Origin of the sequence: Streptomyces lancefieldiae (assembly GCF_031845825.1) — a bacterium.
Lineage (GTDB): Bacteria > Actinomycetota > Actinomycetes > Streptomycetales > Streptomycetaceae > Streptomyces > Streptomyces lancefieldiae.
In genome coordinates, this window is record NZ_JAVRFH010000002.1 from 156674 (window position 1) to 178186 (window position 21513).

Sequence of the window (21513 nt, forward strand, 5' to 3'; positions counted from 1 at the left end):
AAAGAAGCACATGCACAGAACCACCTCACGCCGTGCGTCCGTCCTGGTCGCCGCCGTCTCCTCCCTCAGCCTCTTCACCACCGCGTGCAGTGACACGAGTGGCTCCGCGGACGGCGAGAGCGCCACGAACGCCAAGAACGCCGAGGCCTCCCCCAACGCCCCCACCAGGAAGGGCCTGACGGTCGGCTTCGTGCCCAAGCAGGTCAACACGCCCTACTTCTCGGTGGCCGACCAGGGCGGTGAGCGGGCTGTCACGGAACTCGGCTCGTCCTTCAAGGAAGTGGGAACGGAGCAGGGCGCCGACACGGCCGGTCAGGTGTCCCACATCAACGCCCTCACTCAGGAGAAGGTCGACGCGATCGCCATCTCCGCACTGGACCCCGGCGCGTTGTGCGACTCCCTCAAGCAGGCCATGGACGCGGGCATCAAGGTCGTCACCTACGACTCCGACACCAAGCCGGAGTGCCGCTACGCCTTCGTCTCGCCGGCGAGTGCCGAGGCCATCGCCGTACGGCAGCTCGAACTGCTCGGCGAGCAGCTCGGCTACAAGGGTGAGATCGCCATTCTCTCCGCCGCGCAGACGGCCACGAACCAGAACGCCTGGATCAGCAGCATCAAGAAGGAGCTCGAGGATCCGCGGTACCAGGAGATGCGGCTCGTCGACGTCGTCTACGGCGACGACGAGGCGCAGAAGTCGTACGAGAAGGCCGAGGAGCTCCTTCGGGAACACCCGAAACTGAAGGGCATCATCTCCCCCACCACCAACGGCATCAAGGCGGCCGCCAAGTACCTCTCCCAGTCGCAGTCCAAGGGCGAGGTGAAACTCACCGGTCTCGGCGCCCCCAACGACATGCGCCCGTACGTCGAGGACGGCACGGTGGAGGCTTTCGTGCTGTGGGACCCGGCCAAGCTCGGTGAGCTGGCCGGGCACGCCGCCGTGGCACTCGCCTCCGGGCAGATCACCGGCCGGGAGGGGCAGATGTTCCTGGCCGGCGACATGGGCTGGTTCGAGCTCGGCGTGGACGGTGTCATCACCCTCGGTGACCCGACGGTCTTCGACGCCAAAAACATCGACGACTACGACTTCTGACGTTCCCGGAAGGCGTCGGCGCCTGCCGTCGGGCGTGGACGCCGCCTCCGCCGGAGCGCGCCGCCTCTCCGGCCGCGTACCGTCCCGGGATCGGTTCACCCGAGGTGTTCCGGACGCGGCCGGAGGGAGAGCACGGAGAAGGGCGAGCCGGCTCGCGGGCGGCACGTGTCGAGGCTGATCGTGACGGGAGGTGGGCCGGGATGGTTTCCGGCCGCCTCGACGGTGTGAAATGGCCCGGTGGACTCCCATGAACCCGGCGCCGAGCGCCCCGAACGTGCCCGCCCCGCCCCCCACAGCCTCACCGGCGTCGGCCTCGCCGTCCTCGATCCCGCCGGCCGGGTGCTGCTCGGCCTGGGCCATGACGGCCGCTGGGAACTTCCGGGCGGCAAGGTCGACACCGGCGAGGACTTCGAGACCGCCGCGGCGCGGGAACTGGCGGAGGAGACCGGACTGAGCGTGCCCGCGACGGCCGTTCGGGTACTGACGGTCCTCGTCGACGGCCTCAACGGGCTGACGCGTGTGACCGCCGCAGCCGTCACGGAGCGCACGGCCGGAGCGCCTCGGGTGACCGAGCCGGACAAGATCGTGCGCTGGCAGTGGTTCACCCGCGAGGCGCTTCCCGCCTCGCTCTTCCCGCCGTCCGCCTCGGTCCTGGACTGCCTGTGGCCCGAGACGGTTCGGCGAGGTGCCCCCGAGGTACGTCACTACAGGGTGCTCGGCGACGCGCCCGCCCAGCCCGGCTGAGCCGGCGTGCTCCGCCGACCGGTCCGGGAGCGCCATGTCGGCCCCCCCGTGGTCGCTCGCGGGTCGCTCGCGGAGGCCGGCCGTGTGGGACCGCCGTGGGTCGCGCGCCGGCCGCGATCAGCGCAGTTGCCCGTACGTCCCGGCCGCGGTGAACGCGTCGTCGATGGGCGCGAGGAGCGAGGCGAGGCGACGGGCGCCCGCGTCGCCGATCGGTTCCCACAGCCTGGCGCAGTGCTCGTCCGTCTCGGCCTCGATCCGCTCGCGCGCCGTGGTGCCGGCATCGGTCACGGTGCCGTCGGCGTCGAGCCAGCCACGTGCGACGAGACGTGCCGTCGCCGCGGCCCACTCCTGGTCGGTCCACTGGCGGGTCGTACGCACGATCCCGGTCGGGAGACGACCCGTCGCGGTCTGCATCACCATGCAGTCGCACGGCCCGAGGTGGTGGTCGGCGAGCACGACGAGGTGCGCGTCGCCACGCCACTCGCGCAGCACCGTGATCTGCTGCCACAGCGCGACGAGCGGATCGGACGGGAGCGCGACGGACGCGTTGGCGGCGGCCAGCGGCTTTCCGGCGTAGTCGGCACCGGCGACGACCGGGTCGATCAGCGACCGGGCCTCCGCGATCCGCTCGGCCGTCAGGTCCACGCCCACGCGACGCAGCGCACGACCGGCGACCAGGAAGCGGGCGGCCTGCCACTGCTGGGGCGACGCGGCATCCCACACTCCCGTCATGGCCCGCACCGAGCGCGGGCTGAAGTTGTAGAAGGTCGCGAGCGTGACCTGCCACGGAACCGCCCCCATCGCGGCCGACCGGAACGCGAAGTACGCCGGTCCGCGTTCGGTCACGCCGAGCGCGGCGGCCTCCTCCGCGGCCTCGGGGACGAGGTAGACGAACAGGTGGGCCGCGTTGACGGCGAGGCTGACCTCGCGCACGGCGTTCATGTCCACCGGCGGGCCGGCCGGGTGGGAGCGGTCGGAGAGGTCGGCGAGGCGGGCGGGACTCATGACGGTTGTCCTTCCGAAGGGGTTGAGGGATCGCCGTTCGGCGAGAGGGCGGCGGACGGGACGGGCCGGCGCCGGACGGGGAACGCGACGACCGCGCGGCGGCGAGCGGGCCTCCCCGTCCGTCCCGCTCGGTGGCCGGGAGGCCCGTGAGCGTCAGGCGGGGGTCTCGGCGGTGGCCGTCAGGACGGCCCGGCCGAGAATGTGCCCGGCCATGGTGAAGCCGAGGAAGGCCGGAGTGGCTTCGGCCGGGACGCCGATGGACTCGGCGTCCAGGGCGTGCACCACGACGAAGTAGCGGTGCGGTCCGTGTCCGGCGGGCGGGGCGGCGCCGATGAAGCGGGCGGTCCGGGCGTCGTTGGGCAGTTGGAAGGCTCCCGCGGGCAGGCCCGAGCCGGTGTCGTCGCCCGCGCCCTCCGGGAGTTCGGTGACGGTGGCGGGGATGTCGGCCACGGCCCAGTGCCAGAAGCCGGAGCCGGTCGGTGCGTCCGGGTCGTACACCGTGACGGCATAGCTCCTGGTGCCTTCCGGAGCCCCGCTCCAGGACAGGTGGGGGGAGACGTCCTTGCCGCCGGGCACACCGGCGGAGAACTGCTCGACGGACCAGGCACCGCCATCGGTCACGGTCCTGCTGGTGACGGCGAAGGCGGCCGCCTCGGGGAGGCGTGCGAAGGGGTCGTTGGTGCTCATGACGTCGTTCCTTCGGAGATGTCCCGGGACCTGCGGCTCCGGGAGACGGGTCTCGGAGGTGGGTCTCGGGGGGTGACGGACAGTGGCGGGCCGTGCCGTGGCTGTGGCGTGACTGTGGCGTCACTGCGCCGACCGGGCGGCCTCTTCCATCGACGATAGCACCGATAATCGATTATTGACCCAACCGTCTATGCTGACGCCATGACGCAGACAGCCGCCTCCTCCGCCTCACCGGGGAAGCAGATGCTTTCCGAGCAGGTCTACGCCCGCCTGCGGAACGCGATCATGCGCGGTGACTACGCCCCCGCCGAGGCCCTCAAGCCGCAGGACCTGGCCAAGGAACACGGCGTGAGTCTGGCCGTCGTGCGCGAGGCCCTGGTGCGGTTGGTCGGGGACGGCCTGGCCGACCGGCTGCACAACCGCGGTTTCGCCGTGCCCGCCCAGTCCGACCAGCGCTGGCAGGAGATCGCCGAGGCTCGGCGCACCATCGAGCCGGTCCTCCTGCGCATGTCCGTCGAACGCGGTGACGTCGACTGGGAGGCCCGCGTACGAGCCGCCCACCACCGTCTGGCCCGTACCCCGGCGTACGCACCGGAAGAGAGCAAGTACTACAGCGAAGCCTGGTCCGAGGCCCATCGGGTCTTCCACCGGACGCTGCTGGAGGGCTGCGGCAATGCCGTCCTGCTGGAGACCTTCGACCGGCTGTGGACGGCCAGCGAGCTGACCCGCCGCTGGTCGGCACACCGCGACCCCGACCGGGACGGTGCCGACGAACACCGGCGACTGGAGGAGGCGGCGCTGGCCCGCGACGCCGATACGGCGGCCGCGGTACTGGTCCGACACCTCACCCTGACCGCGACCGCTCTGACCGAACCCGCTCGCCGCCCCTGACCGACCGCTCCGGCCCTCACTCCACCTCCGTGGCTCGTTCCCTGCCCGGTGGTGGGTACCCGCCAGACCTGCCGCGCCGACGGCGGAGGGCGGACGGCGGCCAGGCGGAGGAGGACGAGTGCGCGGAAAGAGGCCGGCCGGGTGGCCGCGCCGGTGGCCGGTACGGCGCTGCTGCTCGGTGCCGCGCTGCTGGTCCTGCCCGGCCCCGGCCTGCTCCTCGTACTGGCCGGCCTGCTGGTCCTCGCCGGCCGGTTCCCCGCGCTCGCCCGGTACGCCGATCCGGTGCGGGAACGGGCGATGCGTGCGGCCGAGGAGAGCGTCTCGTCGCCGTCGCGCGTCGCCGCGTCCCTTCCCACCGCCGCCGCCCTCCTGGCCGCGGGCGTCGTCTGGGCGGTGGTGCCGGGCCTGCCCCAGGGGGGCTGGGCCACGGCCTCCGGGCTGATCCTCTCCGGTTTCGCACTCCTCGCCCTGCTCTCCTGGAGCCGGCGAAGGGCGAAGGGTCGGCGCCTTGAGAGCGGTGGTGCCCGTGCGTGCCGCCGGTACCGGCCGCACACTGGGGTCATGGTCAGTGCGCCGCCCGTGATCGTGTACCCGCCCGACGAAACGGGCGGTCGCCGGGTGCGCGTGGACGGCGAAGTCCTCGGCCGGGCGTACACCTTGCGGGACGTCGCCGGTCTCCTCCAGGAGGCCGGCCTCCAGGACTGGGACGAGATGGATGTGGTCCGCTCGCCCCTGATCGAGTGGCGTGGCGGCGGACCGGACGTGTGGCAGCCCTGAGGAAGCCGTTGTTCCCGAGATCGTCGGCGCGGGCCGCAAGGTGGCGCCGCGGGGTCGCCTCGGGCCGGCCGCGGTCGGTGGGCCACGCCGTCCGCAGGTGGGTGGCGCGGGCCACCCACCCGGTGCGCCGGGGCGCCCTCAGCTCTGCGGACGGCGCCCGTGGTTGGCGCCGTTCTTGCGGCGGGCCTTCTTCTTACGACGTCGCTTCGAGGACATCGAAACCTCCTTGCCGGTCGGGTTTCCCTTGCACTGCGCACCGGAATGTCGCCTCCGGTGATCACAGAGCCCCTTTCCCCCCGACGCGGCGGCAAACACCCGATAGCGTCGCAAACGGGTGGCATGCATCACGGGCCCCACCGCCGACCGGCCCGGCCGGACCCCCGGAGCGGCGGGCGTCAGGCGTCCATGGACTCGACGAGGGAACGGGGGCGCAGATCGGTCCAGTTGGCCTCGACGAACTCCAGGCAGGCGTCCCGGGTGTTCTCCTCGAAGACGATCGTCCACCCCCCGGGCACCGGAGCGAAGGACGGCCAGAGCGAGTGCTGACCCTCGTCGTTGACGAGGACGAGGAAACGGCCGTCGGCGTCGTCGAAGGGGTTGGTGCTCATACGCGGTGCCTCCTGAGAAATTAGGTTAGGCTCGCCTAATCAACATGAGCTTAGCCTTCTCACTTTCCGCTCCACAAGGAGACGTTGATGAGATTGGTGGGGGAAGACCCCTTCGCCGCGTACGGCCTGCCCGGCGCGCCCGGCACGGAGGCCTTCTGGGCGACCGCCAGGACACCCGCGTCGCTACCCGACGGCGACGGTTGGGTGACCTTGTTCCTGCGGCGGGGGGCCGAAGCGGCGCGCGTCGGCTTCGAGAGCTGGTCGGAGCCGGTCCCCCTGAGCCGATGGGGCGACACGGACTGTTGGTACGCCGAGGTGCGCATGCCCGCTCGGCTACGGGTGACGTACCAGCTCCTGGCGGACGACGCGGCGCACGCCGACCCGTTCAACCCCGTCGGTGCGGGCGCCGACCGGTCCATCGCCGCGACCCCTGACACCCCGGCTCAGCCGCACTGGCCCGCCGTCGGTGCCGACGACGTCCTTCCCCTCCCCCGCGTCCGGATCCGCTGGAGCAGCGAACGGCTCGGCGGGCGGCGGACCGTGCGCGTCCACCCGGCGGGCGGCGGCGGTCCGGTGGTCCTGCTCCTCGACGGGGACGACTGGCTCCACCTGCATCCGGCCATGACGGCGTTCGACTCGGCCGTCGCCGGCGGCGAGATGCCCCCGGTCACCCTCGTCTTCCTTCCTGCCAAGGACAGGGAGGCCGAGTTCGGCTGCAGGCCCGAGCTGTGGGAGGCGGTCCGGGACGAGCTGCTGCCGCTGGTGGCGGAATCCGGCGTACCCGCCGACCGGGAAAGGCTGGTGGTCGCCGGGCAGAGCCTCGGCGGGCTGAGCGCGGTGTACGCGGCACTGGAGTTCCCGGACCTGGTGTCCCGCGTGGCCTGCCAGTCGGCGTCGTTCTGGTGGACGCCCGACGCCGGTGACCCGGCGGATCCGCTGGGCGGTCCGCCCGGCGGTGCCGTCGCCGCGCGCCTGCGCCGGCGGCCCGACCTGTCCGGGCTGCGGATCGCGTTCGACGTGGGGGAACACGAGACGCGGATGCTGCCGCACTGCGACCTGGTGGAGACGCTGGCCGAACGGTCCGGTGCGACCGTGCGGGTCTCGCGTTCGCCCTCGGGGCACGACCGCGCGGGCTGGCGGCACGCTCTGCTCCGGGATGTCGCCTGGGCGTTGGTCTGAGGTCACCGGGCCACGGCCAGGCAGTAGTCGACGTCGGCGGCCAGGAGGTTGCGGTGGGTGTCCTCCGCGGTGATGACGCCCTCGTCCAGCACGAGGACGCGGTCGGCGGCGTCCAGGAGGGCGGGGCTGCTGGTGATCACGACGGTGGTACGGCCCCGGCGCAGCTTCGCGAGGTTGCGCGCGACCAGTTGTTCGGTGACCGCGTCGACGGCCGTCGTCGGGTCGCGCAGCACCAGGACGTCGGTGTCGGCGGCGAGGGCGCGGGCCAGGGACAGCCGTTGGCGCTGGCCCCCGGAGAGGTTCGCGCCGCGGTCGCGGACGGCGTAGTCGAGTCCCTCGGGGTGCAGGGCGACGACGTCGGTCAGCATGGACGCCTCGACGGCCTCGGGGACCGTCCGGCTGGTTCCCGACGGGTCGATGTTGGAACGCAGGGTGCCCGCGAAGATCTCCCCGTCGTACGGGTTCACCAGCATGTGCTCGCGGACCGCCTCGACGGACAGGTCCGCCAGGTCCCGGCCGCCGACGCGTACCGTCCCCTCGTACGCGTCCGGCGGGACGTTCACGGCCAGGATCGACGCGAGGTCGGTCGCCGCACGCACCTGGTAGGCGGCGACCGCGACGAACTCGCCGGCGGCCACCCGGAACCTGACCTTGCGCAGGGCCCCGTAACGGACGCAGTCGACCTCCAGGTCCGCGCCGGGGGACGGCCGGTCCGGCCCGGGCGTCGTCACCGGTGGCGCGGCCAGCACCAGTGCCATCCGTTCGGCCGAGGCGCGCGCCATCATCACGTACTTCGGCATCTCCGAGAACAGCTTGAGCGGTTCCATGATGAACTGCGCCAGCCCCACGGCCATGACGAGTTCCCCGATGCTGATCCGGCCGTCGAAGGCCAGCCCGCCCGCCGTCAGGGTCACGGCGGCGGCGAGCACCGCGTTGAGGGCCAGCGCGGTGCCCGCGTACGCGCCGTTCACCTTGGCGACGGTGATCGCCTGGTGCTTCGCCTCCGTGCTGACCTTCCGGTACGACCGGAACGCCGCGTGGTTGCCGCCGAAGCCGTGCAGGGGGCGCAGGCCGATGATCAGGTCGGCGACCTTCGCGCCCGCCCGTGCCACCCGGGCCTGCTGTTCGCGGGTACTGGAGCCGATCCGCTTGGACATCACGCTCAGGACCGACAGGATCGCGACGGTGCCCACGATCACCAGGAGACCGAGCCGGACGTCGGCCAGGCCGAGCGCCAGCGCCGCGATCACCACCGCGACCAGCGAGCTGACCAGCAGCGGCACCACCTCGATGATGTCGGCGGTCTGGTCCGCGTCCTCGGTGGCGATGGTCAGCACCTCGCCGGACTTGAGGTCGACGTCCCTGGCCACCGGCTGGAGTCCACAGGCCGCGACCCGCACCCGCCAGCGGTGCGCCTCGCTCGTGTTGGCCTTCTGCAGGACGCGCATCCCGAACCGCCACGACAGCGACACGGTCGTGATGATCACGGCCAACGCGGCGATCGACAGGACGAGCGAGCCGAGGCTCCGCTCCCGCATCGTGTGTTCGACGATCAGACCGAGCGCGATGGGGAAGGCGGTCTCACCGGCCTGGTACAGGCCCATGAGGAGGGTGCCCCAGGCCATGGCGCCGACATTGCGACGCAGGGCCGTACGGAGGATGTCGGACCCCGGGCGGGGCCGCTGCTTGTCAGGAGTTGTCATCGAGATGGCGGGCAATCGCTTCCGGGGTTCGCAGGGTGAACAGATCGCGGATGGTGATCACAGGACCGTACTCGCGGCGGAGCAGTCCGATCAGGCGCACCGCCAGCATGGAGTGTCCACCGAGGGACACGAAGTCGCTGACCGCGCTCACCTCGTCGTCGTCCAGGTCCAGTGCCTCGGCGAAGAACGCGCACACCGTGATCTCGGTTCCGGTCTCCGGGCTCCGCTCCCCCGCCGTGGTCAGCGCGCCCAGCGGCCTGGCCTCGGGCAGCGCCCGGGTGTCGGCCTTGCCGTTGACCGTCAGCGGGATGCCGTCGACCCGGGCGTAGTGCGTCGGGCGCAGGAAGTCCGGTAGTCCGGCGCCCACTTCGGCGGCGACCGCCGGCAGGTCGGCACCGTCCAGCACGAGGTAGGCGGCCAGCCGGTGCGCCCCGTCGACCTGCGGGTCGGGCTGGGCGACCGCGGCGACGAACCGCACCGCCGGGTGCGCCGCGAACACCGCCTCGACCTCGCCGAGTTCGACCCGGTGGCCCCGGATCTTGACCTGCTGGTCGGTACGGCCGAGGTACATCAGGTTTCCGTCGGGCCGCCGGACCACCAGGTCCCCGGTGCGGTACATGCGCTCTCCGGGTGCGCCGAACGGGCACGCGACGAAGCGGTGCGCGGTCTGGGCGGACTGCCCGAGGTAGCCCCGCGCGATGCCGATGCCCGACACGTACAGCTCGCCGGGAACCCCGTCGGGAAGGGGCCGCAGCCACGGATCCAGCACGTACACGTCCGTGTTGTCGATCGCCACCCCCACCACCGGGTCCTGGCACTCGAAGGTGCCGACGCCGAGGGTGTTGATGGTGTACTCGGTGGGTCCGTAGAGGTTGTACCCGGCCGTCCCCTCGGTCGCGGCGAGCCGCTGCCACAGCGTCGGGGTGACGGCCTCACCGCCGAGCAGCACCAGTGCCGGCCTCCGCGCCGGGTCGTCGAGCAGTCCCTCGGCCACCAGTTGCTGCGCGTAGGTCGGGGTCACGTTGACGACGTCGATGCCGTGTTCCAGGCAGTACTCGACCAGATGGGGCGCGTCTCGGCGCAGTTCCTCGTCGCAGATGTGCACCTCGTGGCCGTCGGCGAGCCACAGCAGCTCCTCCCACGACATGTCGAACGCGAACGACACGGTGTGCGCGATCCGGAAGACCCGGTGGCCGTGCTCCGCCAGCACGGGTTCGAAGATGCGGCGCTGGTGGTTGACCAGCATGTTGGTGAGCCCGGCGTACTCGGTCACCACACCCTTGGGCTTTCCGGTCGATCCGGAGGTGTAGATCGTGTATGCGGGGTGCCGCAGCCGGTTCGGGTCGTCCGGCGCGAACGTGACGAACGGCTCGGCCTCGGGCAGGGGGCGGTCCAGTTCGATCAGGTCCCCGGTCAGCCGGGGCGCCACCTCGCTCGTCGTGAGGATCACGTCCGGCCGGGCGTCCGCGACGATCGCGGCGATCCGCTCGTCCGGGTGGTCCAGCTCCAGCGGTACGTACGCGGCGCCCACGCGCAGGACGGCGAAGAGCGCCACGATCGACTCGAGGGAGCGTGGGATCGCGAGCCCGACGGTCCGTTCGGGGCCGATGCCGCGCCGGGCGAGCACACCCGCCACCGCGCGGCTGCGGTCCCGGAGCCCGGCGAAGGTCAGGGTCGAGCCGTGGACGACGAGCGCCACCCGCCGCGGGTCGCGGTCAGCCGCCCGGTCGAACCGGTCGACGACCGTGTCCGTGCCGACGTCCGTGCGTGCGGCGGGCTCGGGCACCCGCCCCAGGCCCGGCAGCGCGCCGAGCGGACCGGTCGACCGGGTGAGGTCGTCGAGCACGCGCAGGTAGTCGTCGAGGAGACGACGGGCGTTGCCGGTGTCGTCGTCGCGGTACTCCAGCTTGACCGTGAGCCGGTCACCGGGGGTGACGACCCAGGTGAACGGGTAGTGGGTGGAGTCCTCGGCCCGCACCGCGGTGATGCCGTGCCGGGCGTTCATCTCGGCGAACGCGTCCATGTCCAGGAAGTTCTGGAGCACGAACAGGTTGTCGAACAGGGTGTCGTACCCGGCGGCCCGTTGGATCTCGCCGAGCCCGAGGTGCTCGTGGTCCATCGCCTCGATGCGGGCCGCCTGCACGGCCGTCAGGTACTCCCGGACCGTGTGGTCCGGCCGTGCCCGCGTCCACATGGGCACGGTGTTGAGCAGCACGCCGACGATGCCGGAGCGCCCCTCGCCCTCCCGCCCGGAGACGGTCACGCCGAACACGGCGTCACCGCGGCCCGTGCGGGCGCCCAGCAGGAGGCCGAACGCGCCGGTCAGCACCGAGTTGAGGGTGACGCCGTGCGCCCTGGCCGCGTCCCTCAGACGGTGCGACCGGTCGGCGGAGAGCGTGTGCACGAGCACGCGCGGCAGGTCGTCCGAGAGGGCCGGCGCCGGTCCGGCGAGCAGTGTCGGGCCCTGGAGGCCGGTCAGGTGCTCGGCCCAGAAGCGTTCCGAGGGGGCGGGGTCCCTGGCGTCGAGCGCCCGGGCGTGGTCCTCGAAGCTCGGCGTGGCCGGGATTGGGACCGGCGGGTCGCCCGCGAGGACGGCGCGGTAGGCGTCGAACAGGTCCCGCAGCACGATCTCGCGCGACCAGCCGTCCCACAGCAGCAGGTGGTAGCTCAGCAGCAGGCCGTCGCCCTCGCCCGGCAGGCGCACCACGGTCAGTCTGATCAGTGGTGGCCGGCCCGGGTCGAAGCCCGTGTCGCGGTCCCGGGCGCGCAGCGCGTCGACCTCCGCGTCCGTCGACAGTTCGACGGTGCGGACGTCGACCCGTCGGCCGGCCGCGAGGACCTGGACCGGGTTTCCGTCGTCGTCGGTGGTGAAGCCGGCGCCCACGACCGGGTGGCGCGCGATCACGTACGCCATCGCCTCGGCCAGCGCGTCGGTGTCCAGGCGCCGGTCGAAGGTGAAGTAGCTCTGCGCGACGTAGTGTCCGGCCGGCCCCGACATCTGGGCCTGGGACATCTGGGCCTGGAAGAACAGGCCCCGCTGGAGGGGGGTGACCGGTGCCGTGCGCTCGGCCGTCGCGGCGGCGTCCGCGACGCGTTCCAGGGCGCGCCGCCAGTGCTCGGTGATCTCGTCGGGGATGCCTTCGGCGAGGGTGAAGGCCGCGTGCAGGCTTCCGGTGTCGGCGTCGGTCCACGCGTTGACCTCGACGGCGTACGGGCTGCCCTGTGCGCCGCCGGTGAGGCGCGGGGCGTGGGACTCGCGGCCCCGGCCGAGGTAGTTGAACAGCACCTGGGGGCGTGCGTCCAGCAGCGGGGCCGTCTGCGGGTTGAGGTACCTGAGCCGGCCGTAGGCGACGTGTGCGCTCTCGTCCGGCTGGCGTTCGACGACCTCGCGCGCCGCCGCGACGGGGTCGGTGTGCGCGGTGAGCCGTACGGGCGCGATCGCGGTGAACCAGCCGACCGTGCGGGTGTAGTCGTGGTGCTCCAGGGCCGGGACCCGGCCGTGCCGCTCCAGTTCGATCGCGAGGTCGGTGGGCGAGGGCTGGATGTGCGTGAGCGCGGCGCGCAGCGCGCCGCACAGCAGCTCGGTGAGACCTACGCCCAGTGCCGCGGGCGCCGTGCGGGTCACGCACTCGCTGACCCCGGGAGCGAGCACGACCGTGGTCTCGCGCGTTCCCGCGACCGCGGGGAGCAGCGCGGGCGCCCGGAGTGTGGTGATCCAGTGGTCCAGGTCGTCGGTCGCACCGGTGGACAGGGACGTCAGTGCCGCGGCGTACTCGGCGTAGGACGTGGTCGGCGGGGCCAGGGGCCCCCCGCGCATCGCGGTGGTCAGGTCGTCCAGCAGGATCAGCCAGGACACCGAGTCGACGGCGAGGTGGTGCACGGTGACCACCAGGGTCCGGCTCGCCTCCAGCCAGGAGAACGCGATGACGTCCCCGGACTCGGGGTCGAGCCGTCCGGCGGCCTCGTCGGCCACCGCCGTCGCGTCGGTGGCGTGCGTCCGGGCGACGGTGACCTCGCGCGCGGGTTCGGTGCGCAGTGACCACACCCCGTGGTCGACGCGCAGCCGCAGGCGGAGGGCCGGGTGCGCGGCCACGACGGCGTGCGCGGCGCGTTCGGCGTCGGCGAAACCCGTGCCCTCGGGTGCCGTCAGCGTCCTGGCCTGCGCGAAACGGGCGAGTGAGCCCCCCAGTTCCCGCTGGCGCAGGATGATCGGCGTCGGTGGCAGCGGGCCGTCCTCGTGGTGGGCGGGCGCGGGCGACGGGGGTTGCGGTGTGCTCGTCTCCAGGTGCTCGGCGAGCGCGCGCGGTGTCCTGAGCAGGAACACGTCGCGTGGCGCGATCGGCAGGCCGAGTGCCCGGCCGCGGTTGATCACGGTGATGGCGACGATGCTGTCGCCGCCGGCGGCGAAGAAGTCGGTGTCGGCGTCCGCGCAGGAGCCGGGAAGCGTGTCCGCGAAGATGTCCACCAGCGCGGCGAGCACGGAGGCGCTGCGCTCGGCACGCGCGTCCGCGGGCCGGTGGGGCCTGGTCGCGCCCCTCGTCGCCTCCGAGTCGCTCAGGGACCCTTGCCCGCCCGCCAGGGTGCCGACCCGCGCGGCCCGCTCGGTCAGGGTCCCGCGGTCCAGTTTGCCGTTGACCGTCAGCGGGAGGGCGTCCACGGGCAGCACCCGGCTCGGCACCATGTAGGAGGGCAGCTTCGCGGACAGGAGGCCGGAGAGGTCGCCGGGGGCCCGGCCCACGAGGTGTGCGACCAGGTGGTCGCCGCTGCCCGCCACGGTGACGGCCACGTCGACGACGCCGTCGAGTTCCCTGATCGCGGACTCGACCTCGCCGAGCTCGATGCGGAAACCCTTGAGCTGTACCTGGTCGTCGGCGCGGCCCATGAACTCCAGCTCGCCGTCGAGCGTGCGGCGGGCGAGGTCACCCGTGTGGTACATGCGGGAGCCGTCGCCCGCGAACGGGTCCGCCACGAACCGGCCCGCCGTGAGCCCGGGCCTGCCCAGGTAGCCGAGCGACACCTGGTCGCCGGCGACGTAGATGGCCCCCACGCGGCCCGGCGGCACCGGTCGGAGCCGGTCGTCGAGCAGGTGGGTGACCAGTCCGGGGAGAGGGCCGCCGATCGGGCCGGCGCCGTCACCGCGGTCGAAGTCGTCGTCGGTCAGCACCCGGTGGGTGACGTGGACGGTGGTCTCGGTGATGCCGTACATGTTGACCAGCTCGGGCGAACGGGTGCCGTGCCGCTCGACCCAGCCGCGCAGCCGCCCGGGGTCCAGGGCCTCGCCGCCGAAGACGATCCGGCGCAGTGCGGGCAGCGGCTCGCCGACGAGCCGGTCGGCCTCGATGAACTGGTAGAACGCCGACGGTGTCTGGTTGAGCACGGTCACCCCGCGCTCGCGGACCAGCCGGTGGAAGTCGACGGGGGAACGGGTGAGTCCGTACTCCGGCACCAGCAGCTCGGCGCCGTGCGCCAGCGCGCCCCACAGCTCCCAGACCGCGAAGTCGAAGGAGAAGGAGTGGAACTGGACCCACACGTCGTGCGGCCCGAAGTCCATGTCCGGCCCGGTGTTCGCGAGCAGCGTCACCACGCTGGAGTGCGGGACGACCACGCCCTTGGGCCGGCCGGTCGATCCGGAGGTGTAGATCACGTAGGCCGGGTCGTGCCGGCCGGCCTCCCGCCCGGGTTCGGTGGTGGCCGGTGGCAGCTCTTCCCCCTGGACGAGCACGCGGGCCGGCACGCCCGCCCGGGCCAGCAGCCGCGTGATGCGGTCGCGCTGCCCGGGGGCGACGAGGACGACCTGCGGAGCGGCGTCGGAGAGGAGGTACTCCAGTCGTTCGTCCGGGTACGCCAGGTCCAGCGGCACGTAGGCACCGCCCGCACCGACGACGGCGACCAGCGCGACGACCTGTTCGACGGAGCGTGGGACCGCGACGGCGACCCGCCTGCCCGGCCCGACCCCGGCCGCGCGCAGGACGGCGGACAACTCCTGCTTGGCCGCCGCGAGTTCGCCGTACGTCAGTGACCTGGTGCCGCCGTCGAGGCCGCACTGGGTGACGGCGGTGGCGTTGGGGGCGCGGCGCGCGGCGGCGTCGAAGAGTCCACCCAGAGTCGTCGCAGACGTGGGGGCGGCAGGGGTGGTCGGGGCGGGGCGCCGGGTGTCCTCGGACGCCAGGGCGTCCACCAGCGCGTGCGGCCGGGTGAGCAGGCCGGTGAGGGTCCGGGTGAAGGTGCCCAGGATCTTCTGCGCGCCCGTTTCCCGCAGCAGGTCGCCGTCATGGATGAGGTCGAAGCGCGGACGGCCGTCGGGCGTCCGCTCCACCACCAGCGTCAACGGGTAGTGCGGGGCGCCTTCGTTCACGATGCGGGTGATGGCCAGCGTGTCGTCGGGCCCGTGCAGACCGTCCACGTCGGTCGCCACGTCGAACACCACCAGGGTGTCGAACAGGGAGCCGACGCCGGACTGGCGGCCGATCCTCGCCAGCGAGACGTGCTGGTGCGCCAGCACCGCGCTCTGGTGTTCCCGTACCGAGGCGAGCAGGTCGGCCCCGGTGGTGGTGGGGGACCAGCGGGCGCGCACGGGGACGGTGTTGATGAACAGACCGACCATGTCCTCGATGCCGGGCACATCGGCGTCGCGGCCGGACACCGTCGATCCGAACACCACGTCCTTCCCGTGCAGGATGCCGCCCAGCGTCACCGCCCAGGCGCTGTGCACGGCCACGCTCAGCGGCACGCCGGCCGATCGGGCAGCCGCGTCGATGTCGTCCCCCGGCTCCGCGGCGGTGTCGGCGAACCGGTCGGACGGCGTGTGCCCCTCGGCGACCAGTGAGGGGCCGGGAAGCTCGGCGAGCTGGTCGCGCCACACCCGGTCGCTCAGCTCGTCGTCGCGTCCGGCGAGCCAGTGTACGTAGTCGCGGAAGCGACCGAGTGGGTGGACCGTCCCCGGTGCGTGGTACTCCGCCAGCAGGGCGCGGAGCATCGACGGCACCGACCAGCCGTCGGCGACGATGTGGTGGACGGTCTGCACCAGGACGTGGCGGCCGGAGCCCGCGCGGACGAGCGTGTAGCGCATCAGCGGGCCGGTGGCCAGGTCGAAGCCGGCGCGGCGGTCCCGTTCGGCGTGGTCGCGGATCTCGTCGTCGGTGATGCCGGGGCGGTCCAGCGTGGTGAAGGGCGCCCGCGCACCGCTGTCGAGGACGGAGACCACACGGCCGTCGTAGAGGGCCACGAACCGCGCGGCCAGGTTGGGGTACAGCGTGAGCAGGCGGGTGGCCGCGGCGGCGAGCCGGTCGGCGTCCACCTCTCCCGCCAGTGTCAGAAGTTGCTGCTCGACGTAGCGGCCCGTGGAGTCGTCGTCGTAGACCGAGTGGAAGTACAGGCCCTCCTGCAGCGGGGTCAGCGGCAGGACGTCCCGCAGTCCGGGGCCGTCGAGAAAGTCGACGTCGGCCTGGGTGAGCGGCACCAGGGGGAAGTCGCTGGGCGAGTGGCCGCCCCCGTCGAGCGCGGCCAGCCCGGTCAGGGCCTGGCGGTAGTAGGCGCCGAGGGTGGTGATGTCCTCGTCGGTGAACATCCCGTCGGGCCACGAGATGGTGGTGACCAGCTCGTACTCACCGGTCGGGGTGGGCTCGGCGATGGCGTTGAACTCCAGGGCGCGCGGCAGGCGCATGCGCGGGTCACGCCGCTCGCCCAACTGGCCCGTGGGGCCGGCCAGTCGCCAGTCCCCGGGGGCGCCCGCCTCGAATCGGCCGAGGTAGTTGAAGAGCACCTGGGGCGTGGGCGCGTCGAACGCGGTGTGGGTCAGGTAGCGCAGGGCGCCGTAGGAGACGCCGTTGTCCGGTACCCGGGAGAGGTCCTCCTTGACGGCCTTGAGCGCGGCGGCCAGGTAGTCGGGTGCGGTCGGGTCGGCGGCCGTGCCGGGATCGACGGTCACCGGGAACAGGGTGGTGAACCAGCCCACGGTCCGCGACAGTTCCGGTTCGAAGCCGGCCGACCCCGCGACGAACTGTGCCTCACGGCCGTGGCCTTCGAGTTCGATGTGGGCGAACGTCTGGTCCTGGCCGAGGTCGCGGCGCCACCGGGTGAGCGTGACGGCGAGCGCGGTCAGCAGCACGTCGTTGACACCCGCGTGGAACCTGGCGGGTATGTCGCCCAGCAGTGCGGCCGTGGCCTCGGGACCGACCGAGACGGTCCGTACCCGCTCCCGTGCGACGGTGTCGGCCTCGGACAGCGCGCGCCTGCCCACCGGCAGGTCCGCTCCCGGCAGGGGACGCCGGAAGTAGGCGCTGTCCGCGTCGAACGCCGCGCGTTCCAGCAGTTGTGTCCAGCGCCGGAACGACGTGCCCGACCGGGGCAGTTCGGCCGGTTCGCCCGAGGTGAGCTGCCGCCACGCCGTGGCCAGGTCCTCCATCAGGACCCGCCAGGACACGCCGTCGATCACCACGTGGTGGACGACCACGACCAGCTGCCGTGCCGCACGGCGCCAGACGGCGCGCAGCATCACGCCGCGCACCGGGTCGAGCCCGTCGGTGGCGTGCGCGACGCATTCGTCGAGCGGACCGTCGCGGTGCTCCCACAGCGCGACGGCGTGGTCCGCCTCGGGGATGTCGAAGCCCCAGCGGTCGCCGCGCACCAGCCTGGCACGCAGCATGTCGTGCCGGCGGACCACGGCGCTCAGTATCTCGTCCAGGGCGTCGGCGGTCAGGTCCGCCGGGGTGTTCAGCACCACCGACTGCACGAAGCCGTCGATGGCGTCGGTGGTCTCGCCGAGCCACTGCACGATGGGCGCCCCCGCCACGGGGCCCGTCGCGACATCGCGGTGGTCCACCGTGGAGACGTCCTCCCGGCTCGCCACCGCCGCCAGCGCTCCCACGGTGCTGTGGGTGAAGATCTGCCGTGCGGTGACGTGGAGCCCCGCGTCCCGCAGCGCGCTCAGTAGCGAGATCGCCAGGATGCTGTCGCCGCCGAGCCGGAAGAAGTCCTGGTCGACACCGACCTCGTCCAGGTGCAGCAGCGTCGCGACCGCCGAGCACACGGTGCGCTCGTTGTCGGTGGCCGGCGGTACGAACGAGCCCGTCCCGACCACGGGCTCCGGAAGCGCGCGCCGGTCGAGCTTGCCGTTGGCGGTGAGCGGGAACCGGGTCAGCACGACGACGTGGGCGGGCACCATGTACTCCACCATGTGCTCGTCGGCCCAGGCCTTGACCTCCTCCGCCCGCAGGTCCTCGTGCCCGGCGGCCGGGATCACGTACCCGACCAGGTAGGTGCCGCCCGCGGCGTTCTTCTTGGCGACGACGCAGGTGTGCCGTACCGCGGGGTGCTCGGCGAGACCGACCTCGACGTCCTCGGTCTCCAGCCGCATGCCGCGGATCTTGATCTGGTTGTCGGCGCGGCCGAGGAAGTCGAGCGAGCCGTCCGGGGTGTACCGCGCGAGGTCACCGGTCCGGTACAGCCGGGACCCGTCCCCGGCGAACGGGTTGGCCACGAACCGGGACGCCGTCAGGCCGGGCGCGCCCACGTACCCGCGTCCCAGGAGGAAGCCCCCCACGTACAGCTCGCCGCCGACGCCGACCGGGACCGGGCGCAGCTCGTCGTCCAGCACGTACAGCTGGGTGTTGGGGTTGGCCTTGCCGATCGACGTCGACAGGCGTTCCGCCGCGCCCCGGTAGATGACGTGCGAGACCCCGATCGTCGTCTCGGCGGGGCCGTAGCCGTGGTACATCGGGATGTCGAGCCGGGTGCGGAACCGCTCGTACAGCTCCGGGGTCAGTACCTCGCCGCCGCACCACACGTGCCGCAGGCTGTCCAGCCGACCCGAGTCGCCCGCGATCTCCAGCAGCACGTCCAGCATGGACGACACCAGGTAGGTGAAGGTGACGCGCTGCTCGGCGATCACGCTCAGCAGGTGGTGCGGGTCGCGTTCGCCGCCGGGCCGCAGGACCACGAGCCGCGCACCGGACACCAGTGGCAGGAAGATCTCGTTGACGGAGATGTCGAAGGACAGCGGCGCCTTGAACAGGGACGCGTCGTCGTGGCCGAAGCCCAGGATCTCGTGGACCTGCCACAGCAGGCGTTCGCTGATCGCCTCGTGCCGGATCATCGCGCCCTTGGGCCGTCCGGTGGAGCCGGAGGTGAAGATCACGTATGCCAGGGCGTCGCCGGGGACGGTGACGCCCGTGTCCTCGGTGGGGTGGGTACCGAGCCGCCAGTCACCGAGGTCGACGGCCACGGATTCCGGTTCGCCCGCGGGGTGTTCGCCCGACGCGTTGAGCTGGACCACGACCCGGGCGTCCTCGATGACGACGGCCCTGCGCTCGGCGGGCCAGTGCGGATCGAGCGGCACGAACGCGCATCCGGCCTGGAGGACGCCGAGCAGCCCGATCACCATGTCGGCGGAGCGCTCCAGGGAGATGCCGACGACGCGTTCGGCGGTGAGCCCGCGGTCGAGCAGATGGTGAGCCAACTGGCTGGAGTAGGACGCGACTTGGCGGTAGGTCAGTGTGCGGAGCTCGTCGACGACGGCGATGGCGTCCGGCCTGGTCCGCGCCTGCTCGCGGAACATCTCCACCAGGGTCGGGCGGACCCGTTCGGCCCCGGTGTCGTTCCACCCGGCCAGCTCTTCCCGCCGCGCCGCCGCACTGGACGGTTCGATGGTGCCGACGGGCCGGTCCGGGAAGTCGGCGAGGTCGTCCAAGGCGAGCTGCGCGTCGTCCAGCGGGACGCCTTCCGGTACGGAGATGCTCCGGCCGTCCGCGCCGACCTGCCAACCTCCGCTGTCGCTGCCTCCGTTGTCGACCCACCCGAGGAGGTCGGCGAACAGGGTGCCGGGGGCGAGGTCGATGCCGTCGGGACTCCGGCCCGTCGCCCAGTACGACAGCCCGAGGGCGCATGCTTCGGCGATGGCCCGGTCGGGGAAGTCGCCGATGCGCCGGCGTATGTCGGTCAGGTGCCTGGGAGAAAGCAGTACGTGACGAGCGCTCGGTTGCATCATCGAAGACTCAACGCCCCTTCCAAGGAATGAAGGCAGGCTAACCTGACTTAGGCTTACCTAACTACCCTCTCGCCAGGCCTGCCACAGCCGCGCGTACCGCCCGCCCAGAGCCACCAACTCCTCGTGGGTTCCCTGCTCGACGACGCGACCCGCCTCCAGCACCGCGATCCGGTCCGCCGCCATCGCCTGGGTCAGCCGGTGCGCCACGAACAAGGTGGTCCGGCCCGAGCACGCGGCCAGCACGGCCCGCTCCAGCTCGGCGGCGCCCTCGCTGCCGGCCTCGGCGGTCGACTCGTCGAGCACCACCACCGGGGAGCGGGCCAACACCAGCCGGGCCAGGGCGATCTGGGTGACCTTGGTGGCGTCGAGGCGCTCGCCCCCTTCGCCCACCATGGTGTTCAGCCCCTCGGGCAGCCCGTCGACCCATCCGTCGGCGCCGACCGCGCGCAAAGCGTCCAGGAGTTCGGCGTCGGTCGCCTCCGGCGCGGCCAGCCGCAGGTCGTCGGCGAGGGCACCGGAGAACACGTGCGTCTCCTGCGTCAGGATGCTCACCAGGGCCCGCGCCCCGGCCTCGTCCACCGTGGCGAGATCGGTCGACCCGACGCGTACCGACCCGGACTGCGGGGTCCCGATGCCCGCGATCAGCGCGGCCAGGGTCGACTTGCCCGCCCCCGTCGCCCCCACCAGCGCGAGCGAACCACCGGCCGGGATGGCCAGGTCGACGTCCCGCAGGACCGGCTCCCCGGCGCCCGGGTAACGGAACGTCAGCCCCTCCACCGCCACCGGGTACGGCGCGGCACGGGCCGGGCTGACGGACGCGTCGCCCACCAGCCGGTCCTCCGCGTCCTCACCCAGCACCCCGACCAGCCGGGTCAGGCTCGCACCCGACTTCTGGGCCTCGTCGAAGGTGAACATGATGGCGCCCAGCGGGGTGAACAGCCGGTGGAACAGCAGCGGGGCCGCCGACACCTCGCCCAGGCCGGCGGCGCCGGTCTCCAGGAGGGCGTACCCCACCACGATGATCAGGGTCAGCCCGATGAACTCGGCGCGGTTCTCCCGGCCGACGAACCGGCCGAAGAACCGGAACACCTCGATGCCGAGGTCGCGCACCCGCCTCGACTCATGGGTGACCTTCTCGCGGAAGGCGTCCTCGAGTCGGTACGCCCGGACCGTGTCGATCCCGTTCAGACCGCTGATCAGGGCCTGCGCGCGGTCGGCCTGGGCCACCCGCTGCCGCTGGTAGAGCGGGGCGGACCGGGGGAGGTACCAGCGCAGGGCCAGCTCGTACGCCGGCAGCGCGCCGGCGCCCGCCAGACCGAGCCGCCAGTCCAGTCCGAACATGCCGATCGTGGCGATGGCGACCAGTACTCCCGCCGAGAACACGGTGGGGACGGCGGTCCGGATGCCCTTGGACAGCACGGCCACGTCGTCACCGACCCGGGACAGCACGTCCCCCCGGCCGACCTGCTCGACGCGCGCGCTCGGCATCCCGAGCACCGCCCGGACGGCGCTTTCCCTCAGCCGCGCCAGCAGATCCGCGCCGAGCCGTCCGATCAGGTAGGCCGACGCCGCGGTGGCCGCCGCGCCGAGCAGCGCGGCGGCCACCATCAGGGCACCGATCGTGACCAGGACCGACGGCGACTCGCCCACGAGCACCGCGTCGACCACCCGGCCCAGCAGGAGCACCGGGAGTACCTGGAGCGCCGCGCCGGCCACCGTGGTGAGCGCGGTGGCCGCCGTCAGCCACGGCACCTCACGGCAGTGCGCCGCGACCCATCGCACGGCCTCGCGTCCGGTCGCCGTGCGCAGGGTCGCGGGCGCGACGCGCGTGTCGGTGCCGCTCAC

The 21513-nt window shown here is 72.7% G+C and carries 12 protein-coding genes and 1 pseudogene; 6 read left to right on the top strand and 7 right to left on the bottom strand.

What is annotated here, in order from left to right; all coding sequences use genetic code 11:
- Nucleotides 1–10 precede the first annotated feature (10 nt).
- Together rhaS and RM812_RS02785 are read left to right on the top strand one after the other, a co-directional pair.
- Nucleotides 11–1090: a rhamnose ABC transporter substrate-binding protein gene (gene rhaS / locus RM812_RS02780; RefSeq protein ID WP_311570751.1), complete on the top strand. Its 1080-nt coding sequence runs from the start codon at nucleotides 11–13 to the stop codon at nucleotides 1088–1090.
- 237 nt (nucleotides 1091–1327) lie between these two features.
- A complete protein-coding gene (locus RM812_RS02785; RefSeq protein ID WP_311570752.1) occupies nucleotides 1328–1834 on the top strand; it encodes a nucleotide triphosphate diphosphatase NUDT15 in 507 nt (168 codons plus the stop codon).
- 117 nt (nucleotides 1835–1951) lie between these two features.
- Here the strand turns inward: RM812_RS02785 and RM812_RS02790 are convergent, their stop codons facing one another.
- Both RM812_RS02790 and RM812_RS02795 read right to left on the bottom strand, forming a co-directional pair.
- A complete protein-coding gene (locus tag RM812_RS02790; protein WP_449657838.1) occupies nucleotides 1952–2776 on the bottom strand; it encodes an SCO6745 family protein in 825 nt (274 codons plus the stop codon).
- Between the two features lie 216 nt (nucleotides 2777–2992).
- Nucleotides 2993–3526: a YbhB/YbcL family Raf kinase inhibitor-like protein gene (locus RM812_RS02795; protein WP_311570754.1), complete on the bottom strand. Its 534-nt coding sequence runs from the start codon at nucleotides 3524–3526 to the stop codon at nucleotides 2993–2995.
- A gap of 201 nt (nucleotides 3527–3727) precedes the next feature.
- Between RM812_RS02795 and RM812_RS02800 the strand changes: the two genes are divergently transcribed.
- The 3 genes and pseudogenes from RM812_RS02800 to RM812_RS02810 all read left to right on the top strand — a co-directional run bounded on the left by RM812_RS02800 (nucleotide 3728) and on the right by RM812_RS02810 (nucleotide 5194).
- A complete protein-coding gene (locus RM812_RS02800; protein WP_311570755.1) occupies nucleotides 3728–4417 on the top strand; it encodes a GntR family transcriptional regulator in 690 nt (229 codons plus the stop codon).
- A 141-nt stretch (nucleotides 4418–4558) separates the two neighbouring features.
- A pseudogene (locus RM812_RS02805) lies at nucleotides 4559–4693 on the top strand (PGPGW domain-containing protein); the annotation flags it as partial.
- A 285-nt stretch (nucleotides 4694–4978) separates the two neighbouring features.
- Nucleotides 4979–5194, top strand: coding sequence for a hypothetical protein (locus RM812_RS02810; RefSeq protein WP_311570937.1), 216 nt, complete (start codon nucleotides 4979–4981; stop codon nucleotides 5192–5194).
- A 138-nt stretch (nucleotides 5195–5332) separates the two neighbouring features.
- Here RM812_RS02810 and RM812_RS43005 read toward each other — a convergent pair whose 3' ends face one another.
- Both RM812_RS43005 and RM812_RS02815 read right to left on the bottom strand, forming a co-directional pair.
- Nucleotides 5333–5410, bottom strand: a complete 78-nt coding sequence (locus RM812_RS43005) for a 50S ribosomal protein bL37 (protein WP_372486533.1) — start codon at nucleotides 5408–5410, stop codon at nucleotides 5333–5335.
- 179 nt (nucleotides 5411–5589) lie between these two features.
- Nucleotides 5590–5802, bottom strand: coding sequence for an MbtH family protein (locus RM812_RS02815; RefSeq protein ID WP_311570756.1), 213 nt, complete (start codon nucleotides 5800–5802; stop codon nucleotides 5590–5592).
- 87 nt (nucleotides 5803–5889) lie between these two features.
- Between RM812_RS02815 and RM812_RS02820 the strand changes: the two genes are divergently transcribed.
- Nucleotides 5890–6981 (top strand): alpha/beta hydrolase-fold protein, encoded by a 1092-nt coding sequence (locus RM812_RS02820; RefSeq protein ID WP_311570757.1) that lies wholly within the window; start codon nucleotides 5890–5892, stop codon nucleotides 6979–6981.
- Between the two features lie 2 nt (nucleotides 6982–6983).
- Here the strand turns inward: RM812_RS02820 and RM812_RS02825 are convergent, their stop codons facing one another.
- The 3 genes from RM812_RS02825 to RM812_RS02835 are packed head-to-tail and all read right to left on the bottom strand — an operon-like array spanning nucleotide 6984 to nucleotide 21513.
- Nucleotides 6984–8684: an ABC transporter ATP-binding protein gene (locus RM812_RS02825; RefSeq protein WP_311570758.1), complete on the bottom strand. Its 1701-nt coding sequence runs from the start codon at nucleotides 8682–8684 to the stop codon at nucleotides 6984–6986.
- On the bottom strand, nucleotides 8671–19668 hold the full coding sequence (locus RM812_RS02830) for a non-ribosomal peptide synthetase (protein WP_311570759.1): 10998 nt from the start codon (nucleotides 19666–19668) through the stop codon (nucleotides 8671–8673). Before RM812_RS02830 ends, RM812_RS02825 begins: the two co-directional genes overlap by 14 nt.
- 57 nt (nucleotides 19669–19725) lie before the next feature.
- Complete coding sequence (locus RM812_RS02835; RefSeq protein ID WP_311570760.1) at nucleotides 19726–21513, bottom strand: ABC transporter ATP-binding protein; 1788 nt, start codon at nucleotides 21511–21513, stop codon at nucleotides 19726–19728.